Origin of the sequence: Rhizobacter sp. OV335 (assembly GCF_900142965.1) — a bacterium.
Taxonomy (GTDB): Bacteria; Pseudomonadota; Gammaproteobacteria; order Burkholderiales; family Burkholderiaceae_C; genus Rhizobacter.
The window spans coordinates 11,465-23,200 of the sequence record NZ_FRCQ01000011.1 but is presented as its reverse complement, the minus strand read 5'-3'; the positions used below and the strand labels follow the sequence as shown (position 1 = coordinate 23,200).

Annotated in this window: 10 protein-coding genes; 6 read left to right on the top strand and 4 right to left on the bottom strand. The window is 69.4% G+C overall.

What is annotated here, in order from left to right:
- Positions 1-7 precede the first annotated feature (7 nt).
- Genes tatA through tatC form a run of 3 tightly spaced genes read left to right on the top strand, consistent with a single transcriptional unit; the run spans position 8 to position 1,604 of the window.
- Positions 8-250 carry a Sec-independent protein translocase subunit TatA gene (gene tatA / locus BUE42_RS13330; RefSeq protein WP_073465600.1) on the top strand — a complete coding sequence of 81 codons (243 nt, stop codon included), beginning with the start codon at positions 8-10 and terminating at the stop codon, positions 248-250.
- A gap of 43 nt (positions 251-293) precedes the next feature.
- Positions 294-782 (top strand): Sec-independent protein translocase protein TatB, encoded by a 489-nt coding sequence (gene tatB / locus BUE42_RS13325; protein WP_073465599.1) that lies wholly within the window; start codon positions 294-296, stop codon positions 780-782.
- Between the two features lie 33 nt (positions 783-815).
- Positions 816-1,604: a twin-arginine translocase subunit TatC gene (gene tatC, locus BUE42_RS13320; protein ID WP_073465598.1), complete on the top strand. Its 789-nt coding sequence runs from the start codon at positions 816-818 to the stop codon at positions 1,602-1,604.
- 31 nt (positions 1,605-1,635) lie between these two features.
- Here the strand turns inward: tatC and BUE42_RS13315 are convergent, their stop codons facing one another.
- Positions 1,636-2,814 (bottom strand): trypsin-like peptidase domain-containing protein, encoded by a 1,179-nt coding sequence (locus BUE42_RS13315; protein ID WP_073465597.1) that lies wholly within the window; start codon positions 2,812-2,814, stop codon positions 1,636-1,638.
- Positions 2,815-2,831: 17 nt separating this feature from the next.
- Here BUE42_RS13315 and BUE42_RS13310 point away from each other — a divergent pair, with 17 nt between their 5' ends.
- Positions 2,832-3,593 (top strand): Nif3-like dinuclear metal center hexameric protein, encoded by a 762-nt coding sequence (locus BUE42_RS13310; protein ID WP_073465596.1) that lies wholly within the window; start codon positions 2,832-2,834, stop codon positions 3,591-3,593.
- On the opposite strand, the gene BUE42_RS13305 is transcribed toward BUE42_RS13310, so the two are convergent.
- The gene (locus BUE42_RS13305; protein WP_159445415.1) at positions 3,594-6,527 is read right to left on the bottom strand and encodes a GH92 family glycosyl hydrolase; all 2,934 of its coding nucleotides are present in this window, start codon (positions 6,525-6,527) and stop codon (positions 3,594-3,596) included.
- Between the two features lie 209 nt (positions 6,528-6,736).
- Complete coding sequence (locus BUE42_RS13300; protein WP_255376864.1) at positions 6,737-7,126, bottom strand: BLUF domain-containing protein; 390 nt, start codon at positions 7,124-7,126, stop codon at positions 6,737-6,739.
- Positions 7,127-7,208: 82 nt separating this feature from the next.
- Between BUE42_RS13300 and BUE42_RS13295 the strand changes: the two genes are divergently transcribed.
- Both BUE42_RS13295 and pdxA read left to right on the top strand, forming a co-directional pair.
- Positions 7,209-7,976, top strand: coding sequence for a Crp/Fnr family transcriptional regulator (locus tag BUE42_RS13295; protein WP_073465593.1), 768 nt, complete (start codon positions 7,209-7,211; stop codon positions 7,974-7,976).
- 26 nt (positions 7,977-8,002) lie between these two features.
- Positions 8,003-9,001, top strand: a complete 999-nt coding sequence (pdxA, locus tag BUE42_RS13290) for a 4-hydroxythreonine-4-phosphate dehydrogenase PdxA (protein ID WP_073465592.1) — start codon at positions 8,003-8,005, stop codon at positions 8,999-9,001.
- A 23-nt stretch (positions 9,002-9,024) separates the two neighbouring features.
- On the opposite strand, the gene BUE42_RS13285 is transcribed toward pdxA, so the two are convergent.
- The gene (locus BUE42_RS13285; protein ID WP_073465591.1) at positions 9,025-11,715 is read right to left on the bottom strand and encodes a DUF1631 family protein; all 2,691 of its coding nucleotides are present in this window, start codon (positions 11,713-11,715) and stop codon (positions 9,025-9,027) included.
- Between the last annotated feature and the right edge of the window lie 21 nt (positions 11,716-11,736).

Genomic DNA, 11,736 nt, shown 5'->3' with positions numbered 1-11,736 from the left:
AAGAATCATGGGTTCATTCAGCATCTGGCACTGGCTCATCGTGCTGGTGATCGTGGTCCTGGTGTTCGGCACCAAGAAGCTCAAGAACATCGGCAGCGACCTCGGTGGCGCCGTGAAGGGCTTCAAGGACGGCATCAAGGATGGCTCGGCCAGCGCCGGCACCGACGCCGCCGTGCCGCCGTCGCAACAGGTCGGCCAGAAGCCCGCCGATCCGAACACCGTCGACGTCGAAGCGAAGACCAAATCGTGAGCATCCGAGGCCGGCCCGGGCTGGCCCGTCGGATGGCGGCCGCATGATCGATTTCGGGTTCGACAAGATCGCGCTGATCGGCGCCGTGGCGCTGATCGTCATCGGCCCCGAGCGCCTGCCCAAGGTCGCCCGCACCGTCGGCCACCTGCTTGGCAAGGCGCAGCGCTACGTGGCCGACGTGAAGGCCGAGGTCAACCGCTCGATCGAGCTCGAAGAGCTCAAGAAGATGAAGGGCGAGTTCGAGGACGCGGCCCGCAACGTCGAGCAGACGGTGTCGAACGAGATCCACCAGACGCGCGCCGACATGGCCAGCGCCTGGGACGCGCCCGGTGATGCCGTCTCGAGCCCGAACAGCGGCCAGCACCTCGGCTGGGAACCCCCGCCGCCGCAGTACAAGCACCCGAAGAAGAACTGGCGCCTGAAGCGCGGCGCGACGCCGCAGTGGTACAAGCAGCGCAACGGCGTGCGCAGCAAGGCGCAATCCGGCGCGGCGCGTGTCGCGCGCTTCCGCCCGCCGCGCTCGTCGGTCTGACGCTCCTTGGCCAGAAAACCGTGAATCCCTCCCATGAAGTTGAACAGCGACGGCCGTGATGAGCTGGAAGGCACCGAGCAGCCCTTCGTCACGCACCTGATCGAACTGCGCGACCGGTTGATCCGCGCGGTGATCGCGATCGGCGTGTGCTTCGGCATCCTCGCGATCTACCCCGGTCCGGCCGCGCTCTACGACCTGCTGGCGCACCCGCTGGTGGCCGCGCTGCCGGCCGGCGGCAAGCTGATCGCGACCAACGTGATCTCGCCGTTCCTGGTGCCGCTGAAGATCACGCTGATGGCGGCCTTCCTGCTGGCGCTGCCGGTGGTGCTGTACCAGGTGTGGGCGTTCGTCGCGCCGGGGCTCTACACGCACGAGAAGAAGCTGGTGCTGCCGCTGGTGATCTCGAGCACGCTGCTGTTCTTCATCGGCGTCGCGTTCTGCTACTTCTTCGTGTTCGGCAAGGTGTTCGCGTTCATCCAGACCTTCGCGCCGAAGAGCATCGCGGCCACGCCGGACATCCAGGAGTACCTGAGCTTCGTGCTGACGATGTTCGTCGCGTTCGGTGCGGCCTTCGAGGTGCCGATCGTCGTGGTGGTGCTGGCGCGCATGGGCATCGTCACGCTCGACAAGCTGAAGGCGTTCCGCGCCTACTTCATCGTGCTGGCCTTCATCGTCGCGGCCGTCGTGACGCCGCCCGACATCGTCTCGCAGCTCGCGCTCGCGATCCCGATGTGCATCCTGTACGAGGTCGGCATCTGGGCCTCGGTGATTTTCATCAAGCACACGCAGGCGCCGCCGGAAGACACCACGCAGAAAGTCTGATGCCGCGGAGGGTCTCTGACGACCCCCCGGCTCACTCCTGCCGCGGAACCACCTTGCTGCGTGGCCGCTGCGCCACCATGACGCTGATCTCCAGCGCCTTGTCGCCGCGCTGCACGCCGATCTGCGCCTTTTCCTTCGGCTTCAGCGCGGCCACCGCGGCCAGCAGCTGCACCGTGTTGCCCACCGGCGTGTCGGCCACCTTGACGACCACGTCACCGGGTCGCAGGCCGCCGCTCGCGGCCGGGCCGTTCTGCAGCACGCCGGTGATCAGCACGCCTTCCTTGATCGGCAGGTTGAAGGTCTCGGCGATCTCGGGCGTCAGGTCGCGCGGTTCGACGCCGATCCAGCCGCGGGTGACCTGGCCGTCGCGGATCAGCCCCTCCATCACCTGGCGCGCGGTCGTCTCGGGGATCGCGAAGCCGATGCCCAGGCTGCCGCCGCTGCGCGAGTAGATCGCGGTGTTGATGCCCAGCAGGTTGCCGTTGGTGTCGACCAGCGCGCCGCCCGAATTGCCGGGGTTGATCGCCGCGTCGGTCTGGATGAAGTTCTCGAAGGTGTTGATGCCCAGCTGGTTGCGGCCGAGCGCGCTGACGATGCCCGAGGTCACCGTCTGGCCGACGCCGAACGGGTTGCCGATCGCGAGCACCACGTCGCCGACCTGCAGCGTCTCGGCGCTGCCGAACGCGATCACCGGCAGCTTGTCGAGCGTGATCTTCAGCACCGCGACGTCGGTGTCGGGGTCGCTGCCGACCACCTTGGCCTTCGCGCGGCGCGCGTCGACCAGCTGCACCTCGATGTCGTCGGCACCTTCGACGACATGGTTGTTGGTCAGCAGGTAGCCCTCGGGCGAGACGATCACGCCGGAGCCGAGGCCGACCTGCGGCTGCTCGCGCTGCTGCGCGCCCTGTTCACCGAAGAAGAACTTGAACCACGGGTCTTCGCCGTGCGGGCTGCGCGCCGGCGCCTTGCTGGCCGTGATGCTGACGACCGCCGGCGAGGCGCGCCGCGCCGCGCCGCTGTAGCTGGGGGCGCTGCCGCCGGGCGGCAGCGACACGGTCTGGATCGACGGCGCCTGGCTGATCGACACGATGCTCGGCAGGCCATTGCCGGGCTGGCGGCGCACCCAATCCGGCTTCAGCGTCGCGACCACGAACAGCACGGCCACGGCCACCGTCACGGCCTGGGAGAAAATCAGCCACGTCTTGCGCATCAACAGGGTCCTGTGTCATGGCCGCACGCTCCGAAATCGAGTCCTACCTGAACACGCTGCTGGACGTGGGCCGCTTCCGCGATTATGGGCCGAACGGTCTGCAGGTCGAGGGCAAACCCGAAGTGCGCAAGCTGGTGTCGGGCGTCACCGCAAGCCAGGCCTTCATCGAGGCGGCGATCGAGCGCGGCGCCGATGCGCTGCTGGTGCACCACGGCCTGTTCTGGAAAGGCCATGACGGCCGCATCACCGGCTGGCTGAAGGGCCGCATCGAGCGGCTGCTGGCGGCCCAGGTCAACCTGCTGGCCTACCACCTGCCGCTGGACGCGCACCCGCAGTTCGGCAACAACGCGCAGTTCGGCGTGCGGCTCAATTTCATGGCCGACGGCCGCTTCGGCGACCAGGACCTGGGCTGGATCGGCAGCCCGGCGCAGCCGCTGACGGTGCCGGCGCTGACGGCGCTGCTGAGCCTGCGGATGAACCGAGCACCGGTCGCGGTCGACCCGGGTGCATCCGGGATGGGCCGCCCGATCCGGCGCGTCGCCTGGTGCACCGGCGGTGCCCAGGGGTACTTCGAAGCGGCGATCGCCGCCGGTGCCGATGCCTACGTCACCGGCGAGATCTCCGAACCGCAGGCACACCTCGCACGCGAGACCGGCGTGGCCTTCTTCGCGTGCGGGCACCACGCCAGCGAGCGCTATGGTGCGCCTGCGCTGGCCGCGCACGTGGCCGAGAAATTCGGCCTCGAGCACGAGTTCATCGAGATCGACAACCCGGCGTGATCAGGGCGCGACGCGGATGTCGTCGACGAATCCGCGAAACGTGCCGGTGGCGTCCGGCCGGTCGTAGGCCACCAGGATGCGCGCGATCGTCTTGCCGGCTGCCCACTGGCCGATGTTCGAGCGCACCTCGTTCCAGCTGTTGCCGGCGAGCCGGCCGCCGCGGCCCTGGAACTCCGGATGCACCCGCACGCCGTTCTGGTCGGTCGCCCCCGAATCGCGCAGGCTGCTGCCGTCGGTGAAGATCAGGTCGACCGCCACGAACGCGCTGTTCGGCGCCGAGCTCTGCGGGTAGATCCAGTACGACAGCGTCGTGCTCGCGGTCACCGGGATGCGCACGTCGAACACCTTGTTGTACGAGAACGAGCGCGTCGCGTCGGCGTCGTTGCCCGAGTACATCAGCGCCGTCGTGCCGCTGTGCGCGATGTTCTCGCGCCGCGTCGAGGTCTCCATCTGCGCCAGCCCGCAGCAGAAGCCACCGATGTTGGCCTGGAAGTCGACGGTGTCGTTCCAGTCCGGCTGCGCGATGCCGGCTTCGAAGTCCGAGAAGAAGCCGCTCGCGTTGGTGGTCGTGCGCGGCGCATCGAACGACGGCGGCGCATCGGCCGCAGCGCTGCCCCAGGCGGTGTTGGCGCTGCCGCCGAGCACGAAGTCCAGCGTGGTGTCCGTGCCCAGTTGCGTCAGTGCCAGCCAGGTGCGCGTCGACGTCGCGCCGTTCAACTTCAGGCTCTGCACGTAGGTCCCGTTCGCGCCCGCGTTCGATGCGTTGATCGTCAGCGTGCGGCCGTTGCCCATGCGCACCGCGGTGCTCGGGAACAGCGGGCTGCCGAGCACGAAGCCGCCGAGGCCCGGGATCTCCGGGTACAGCCCGAGCGCACCCCACACGTACCAGGCCGAGGTGGCGCCCAGGTCGTCGTTGCCGGTCAGACCGTCGGGCCCGGTCTTGTACAGGTCGGTCAGGATGCGCCGCACCACCGCCTGCGACTTGTACGGCGCCCCGGCGAAGTTGTAGGCCCACGGCGTGCCGTGCTCCGGCTCGTTGCCCATGAAGGCATACGGGCTGTTCGGCCCCGAGTCGAGCTGCGTGAAGTGCTCGTCCAGCCGCGCGATGGCTGCCGCGTTGCCGCCCATGCGGTCGAACAGGCCGCGGTAGTTCTGCGGCACCATCCAGGTGTATTGCGCCGAATCGCCTTCGACGAAACCGGCGCCGTCGGTGCGCGTGAACCCGCTCTTGAAGCTGCCGCCCGCGGTGCGCGGATGGAGGTAGCCGCTGACCTTGGAGTACAGCGGCTTCCACATCTGCGCCTGCGTCAGGTACTTGTCGCGCTTGACGGTGTCGCCGAGCGACGCCGCGAACTGCGCAATCGCCGAATCAGCCAGCGCGTACTCCTCGGCCGACGCAGCGGCGCCCCACAGGTTGGGCGTCTCGATCGGGATGTAGCCGTGGCCCAGGTAGTCGGCCAGTCCCGGGCGCGTCTCGCAGTTGCGCGAACGGGTGCCGGGCTGGGTCGCGCCCTGCTCCATGTAGCGCAGCGCGGCGGTGGTGTCGAAGCTGCGGCCGCCGAAGGCGTACAGGTTGGCGACGATCACCGCGCCGGCATCGCCCACCATCACGCAGGTGTCATCGTTCGCGGTCGGCCACTTCGGGTAGCCGCCGCCGCCCTTCTCGGCGTCGACCACCATCGACTGCGCCATGTCGCTCGCCTCCTTCGGCGCGAGCCAGCCGATCAGCTGCACCTGCGAGCGGTAGATGTCCCAGCCGGAGAAAGTGGCGTACTTGTCCCAGCCGTTCGTGGTGTAGGTCTTGTTGTCGAAGCCGATGTACTGGCCGTTCACGTCGCTGAACAGGTTGGGGTGCAGCAGCGAGTGGTACAGCGCGCTGTAGAACTTGGTGCGGTCGTCGGTCGAGCCGCCGGTCACCTGCACCTTGTTCAGCGTCGCGTTCCAGGTGGCCTGGGCCGCGCTCTTCAGCCCGTCGAAATCCCAGGCCGGGTTCTCGGTCTGCATGTTCAGCTTCGCGTTCGCGGTGCTGACGTACGAGACGCCGATGCGCAGACCCACCTGCCCGCCGCCGGCGAACTTGACCCAGCCGCCGTTGTTCTGCGCGCGCGCCGCGGTGCGCGAACCGGGCGTCACGGTGTCGCCCTGGTAGGTGCCGAAGCTCGCGAACGGCTTGTCGAACTGGCCGTGGAAGTAGACGAAGTAGCCGCCGCCGCCGCATACGCCGCCGGTCTCGACGAAGCCCTGGACCGAGTCTGTGCCGACGATCTCCAGCTGCGCGCTGCGCGCGCCGACGCCGTTGCGGCCGATGTTCAGGATCATCGTCGCGTCATTGGTGGCCGGCCAGGTGAAGCGGCCGGCGCCGGTGCGCTTCGTGACGGTCAGCTCGGCATTGACGCCGTTGTTCAGCCCGACGCGGTACGAGCCCGGCACGGCCTGCTCGTTGGCGTGCGAGAAGCCGACCTGGTAGTTCTCGATGTGGGTGCCGGGCGAGCTGGCGATGTTGCCGACGATGGGCAGCATCGAGATGTCCTGCTGGATCGAGCAGCCGGTGCCGCTGGAGTGGATCAGGCTGATGCCCTGGATCACGCCCTTGTCGTAGTTGTAGCCGCCGAAGCCGTAGAACTCGCCGTAGCCGGTGTCGGGGCTGTACTGCACCATGCCGAACGGCAGCGTCGCACCGGGGAAGGTGTTGCCGACCGCACCGCCGGTGCCCTGGTTGTCGGGGTTCGGGTTGCCGATCTTGGTGCCGACGAACGGGTTCACCAGCGGCAGCAGGTTCACGTCGGCCGCCTGCGCGGCTTCGGTCGGGGCACGCGACGCAGTGACTGGCGCGTCCTCGTGCCCGCCACCGCCGCAGCCCGCCGCCAGCAAGGCCGCGAGCCATCCCAGCCGCAGGGCGAAGCCTCGCCGCGGCGTTGAACGATCTTGTTGCAATCTTGTCTCCTCAGTCGTGCGAATGATCGACCGATGCTCAGCGGAGCTTGGCGTGCGGTCTTGTCCGCACGAAACTGCCACACGTCTACTTCTTGCTCTGGAGGCACCCTGGCTGTGCAGCGTAGGGGCAGGGCGACTCCGGCCGGACGGGAGATTCCCGCGCAGGAGTCAGCGCAACGAGCGAAACAAGCCGGGGTCGGTCACCGGTTTCAGGACGACAGGTCCCAGCCCGGCACGCGCTGCAGGAACGTCTGCAGGGCCTGGGCGGCGGTAAGGGCTGTGCCGTCCTCGAAGACGTCGAGGTCGTCGGGCTCGCAGTAGCCGGTGAGCCAGCGCGGCAGCAATCGCGCGCTGCCGTCCTCGTTCTCGAACAGCACGCGGTAGCCGGTGTGGCGCGGATCCGCCTGGATGCGTTGCGCCAGCGAGACGACATGCGCGCGCGGACCCTCGATCAGCTGGCAGAAGCGCGCGCCATCGAACACCAGCGCGCCGGTGACGCCGAGCTGCTGGTTGCGTTCGCGGGACACGTGCAGAATCTGCGCAACCACCGAGAAGTCCCGACCGGACGCGAGATGGCTGAGGTAGAGGACGCGGTACACGGGTGATGGGGCGGACAACGGGGCGAGTGGGTTCAAGAGGAGGCCCAAACCTCCAATCTATCGGCCGCGGAGGGCCGCACACATGTCAAAAGACACTGCACCGCAACACCCCGCGGTGCGCATTCCGTGCAGCGAGTGCCCGCTGCGCGCGCTGCCGCTGTTCGTGGGGGCGGCGCCCGACGAGCTGGCGCTGATCCAGTCGCTGAAGCACCGCGAGCTGCGGCGCGACAGCGGGGCCAGCATCATCGACGAGGGCGCGACCGACGCGCCGCTGTTCACGCTGTTCTCGGGCTGGGCTTTCCGCTACAAGACGCTGAGCGACGGCCGCCGGCAGATCCTGAACTTCCTGCTGCCCGGCGACTTCATCGGCGTGCAGCAGAAGATGACCGATGCCGCGGTGCATGGCGTCGAGGCGCTGGGCGAGGCCTGGCTGTGCGTGTTCGAGCGTGATTCGCTGTGGTCGCTGCACCAGCACACGCCGCGGCTCGGCTTCGCGGTCACCTGGCTGGCCGCGCACGAAGAGGCGCTGGTCGACGACAACCTGCTGTCGGTGGGCCGGCGCAGCGCGGCCGAGCGGGTGGCGACGCTGCTGGTGCACCTGTTCCGGCGCGCCGCCGCGCTGATGCCCGATGCCGGCGCGAATGGCGTGCCGTTCCCGCTGACGCAGCAGCACGTCGCCGATGCGCTCGGGCTGTCGCTGGTGCACACCAACAAGACCTTGCGCAAGCTGGAGCGGCGCGGGCTGCACCGCATCGAGAATGGGCAGCTGTTCCTCACCGACGTGCAGGCGCTGGAGCGCATTGCCGACCTGTATGGCGATGGCAAGCTGTCGCCGCGGCCCTTGATCTGAATCGCTGACCTGAAAGGCGCCACCGAATGACGAACCGTGCACCGATCGCGCTGACGCAGGGCGATGCCTGCGGCATCGGCCCGGAGATCATCGCGAAGCTGTTCCGCACGCCGCAGGCGGTGGGCTGCTTCGTGATCGGCGATGTGGCGGTGCAGCGCCGTGCGGTCGCATCGACCGGTGGCGGGCTGGTGGTGGCCGCGATCGAGCGCGCGGCCGATGCGCCCGACGTGCCGCCGGGCTGCATCCCGGTGCTGGTGCCGCCCGGCCTGCCGGTCGACCTGATGGCGGCGCCGATCGGGCAGGTCGATGCGCGGGCCGGTGCGGCGGCGGCGCGCTGCATCGAGCAGGCGGTGCGGCTGGCGCGCGGCGCGGAGATCGCGGCCATCGTCACCGCGCCGATCCACAAGGAGGCGCTGTCGGCCGCCGGGGTCGCGTTCCCGGGGCACACCGAGATGCTGCAGGCGCTGTCGGTGGATGCCGGCGCGCCGCTGCCGCCGGTGCGCATGATGCTGGCCAACGACGAGCTGCGCACCGTGCTCGTGACGATCCACCTGTCGCTGCGGCGCGCGATCGATGCGGTGACCTTCGACGCGGTGCTGCAGACGCTGCGCATCTCGCAGCAGGCGGCAGCCCGCTGGGGCGAGCCGGCGCCGCGCATCGCGGTGGCTGGGCTGAATCCGCATGCGGGGGAAGGCGGGCTGTTCGGCGATGAAGAGATCCGCATCATCCGCCCGGCCATCGAGGCCGCGCGTGCCGAGGGCATCGATGCGACCGGCCCGTTCGCGCCCGACACGGTGTTCATGCGCGCCCGCCGCGGCGAGTTCGACCTGGTGGTGGCGATGACGCACGACCACGGGCTGATCCCGGTGAAGTACCTCGGTGTCGAGCAGGGCGTCAACGTGACGCTCGGGCTGCCGTTCGTGCGCACCAGCCCCGATCACGGCACCGCGTTCGACATCGCCGGCACCGGCCGCGCCGATGCGTCGAGCTTGTTGGCGGCGCTGGAGATGGCACGTCGCCTGTAGCCCGGATGCCAATCCGGGTCGGGTCAGTGGCGTGTCGTCGGCTGGGAAGAAGACGACGCCGACAACGCCGCCAGCTGCTTGCGCGCCCGTGCGGTCGCGCGCTCCATCAGGTAGGCCTGCTCGAACGCCTTGAAGCGCCCGGTTTCGCACATGCGCGCGAGCATCCGCGAGGTCAGCGACACCGTCTCGTGGTGGCGCTTGCCGCGCGTGAACACGAAGAACGCGCGCCCCGGGCTCACGTAGCTCAGGCGCACCTTCTGCCACTGGTCGTTCAGGTGCATCTGGTAGGCGAAGCCGAGCTTCACGTGGTCCATCAGCTGCACGCCGTGCGACGGCTCGGCCGGCTCGCTCGGGGACAGGTCGAGGTCGATGTCGACGCCGCCAACGTGCAGCGGCCCCGGCTGCGTGTCGCCGCCACCGGCGCCCGGCTCGGTGTCCGGGCCGGTGTCGGCGGTCAGGTCGATGTCGACGCTGCCCGACCAGTCGATCGAACTCTCTTGCACCAGGCCGATGCGTTTGGCCTCGTCCGGCGAGAAGTGGGGTTCGATCGGCGCGGCGCCCATGCTGGACATCGGCACGTCGCGCAACAGGCCGTCAGGCTCCGGCAGCGCCGTGTTGAACACGCCTTCGAGCTGCTTGGACAACAGGTTGTACTCGAGCTCCGACAGCGGCTGGCCCTTCAGCGAATCGGCATGCGCCGGCAGCAGCTTGCTGAAGAACTCCTTCTGCGCCGCGTCCGGCCAACCGATCAGCGCCATCCCTTCGTTCAGGTCCTTCATCAGCGGCGGCAGCTGCATCAGGAACTTCTTGCGCATCGCCGGCGAGCCCTTGGGCTGCACGCTCATCACCAGGTCGCGGCCGGCGCGCTTCAGGCGCTGCACCAGCTCGGAGTTCACGCCGTGCGCCTTCGTGCCCTGCGCGAGCGCCTGGCTCCACACCTGGGCCAGGAAGTTGCGCAGGTAGTCGGGCAGCGCCATCGGGTTCAGCGCGGCCTGCAGCTGCAGCATGTAGCGCTGCTGCACGCGCAGGTCGGATTCCTTCGCGTCGACCAGCGTCACCGCCGACGCATTCGCCTGCACCTCTTCCCTGGCCTGCTGCGCGATGAAGGTCTCGAGCGCGCCGAGCTTGGAGGTGTAGAGCTCGATCTGGTCGAAGTCGCCCTGCACGATCTCCTGCACCAGGTCGCGCACCCGGGCCATGAACTGCTTGCCGGCGCCTTCGTCGAGGTCGTCGAACGCGACCGCGAGCGACGCGATGCGGTTCACGAAACGGCGCACCGGGTGCTTGCGCGACGAGAAGAAGCTCGGGTCGGCCAGCGCGACGCGCAGCACCGGCAGCTGCAGGCGGGCGATCTGGCGCGCCATCTGCGGCGGCACGCGCGGGTCGGACAGAATCTGGTCGAACAGGCTGCCGACCACATCGATCACCATGTGGTCGAGCGAGCCGGTCGAGGCCTGGCGCAATTCGTCGCGGTGCTGGCGGATCACGTTGACCGCCATCAGGCCCGACAAGCCCTCGTTCAGGCCGCCGCTGCCGGTGATGGCGCCGCTCAGGCTGGCGAGCGCGCTCGCGCGCCCGAGGCCGGGCGAGCCGGTGTGCAGGCCGCCGCCGGTCGGCCCGCCCAGGTCACCCGGGCGGGTGGCCAGGAAGGTCAGCCGGCGGATCAGCGACATCAGCTCGGCATCGGCCTGCGCGCTGACACCGGGGCGCGGCGTGAAGCGGCCGGCGCCGGCGTTCGGGTTGCCAAAGCTCGCGTTGCCGCGGCCGGCGCCATCGCGGCCGAGCGTGCTGGTGCCGGGGCGGCCCATCGTGCCGACGCCTGCATTGCCGCCACTCCCGCCACTCCCGCCGCCATTGCCGCCTGCCCCGCCGCCGGGACCGCCGAAGCCGCCGCGGGATGACGCGCCGGGCATGCCCTGGCCGCGGCCGGGCAGGCCGCCCTGGCCGCTGTCGAAGTCGCCGGTCATCGTGGTCGGGCTGTACAGGTTGCCGCTGCCGGACGAGCCGCTGTCGCGCAGCGTCGCGTAGCCGGAATTGACACGGTCGCGCGCCAGCTCGTTGCCCGGGCCTTCGACGCCGCGCACCGACAGGCTGACCGGTTGCACGCCGCGGGCGCGGAAATCCTTCAGGATGTCGCCATAGCAGGTGGGCATCGCGCGCGCCAGCGCGAGGCTCATCTCGCGCGCCAGCACCTTGCGCGTCTCGCGCTCGTTCGACACCGATTCGATCGCGCGGAACACCGCGGCGCCCATCACCTCGCCGCGCAGCGGGTTGCGTTCCTGGTCGGCGCGCCCGATGCCCAGCAGCGTGCCGGTGTAGGCCGCCATGTCGCGCAGCTCCCACTCGCAGGCGTGGGTGATGGCCTGGCTGATGCGGTCGGCCGACATCTGCTCTTCCATCTCGGCGTCGCCAACGATGCTGAGCGACATCCAGTCGGTCTCGGCGAGGCTGCGGCCGCTCTCGCGGTTCGGGCTCAGTTCGCGCGTCACGCGCTTGCTCAGGGTGTCGCCGAACACCAGCACGAAGGTGCTCATGTGGCGGCGCAGGTCGAGCTGCGCGGTGATCAGGATGTCGCGTTCGTAGATGCGCATCGCCGCCGAAGCCAGCGTGCCCAGATGGGTCGACACGCGGTCCGCCACCGCCGCGGTGGTCGTCTTCAGGTGGCTGATGGCGGCGTCGAACGCCGCTTGCGAACGTGGATCGATCGGATTCATCTACGGACAGGGCCGATGGGC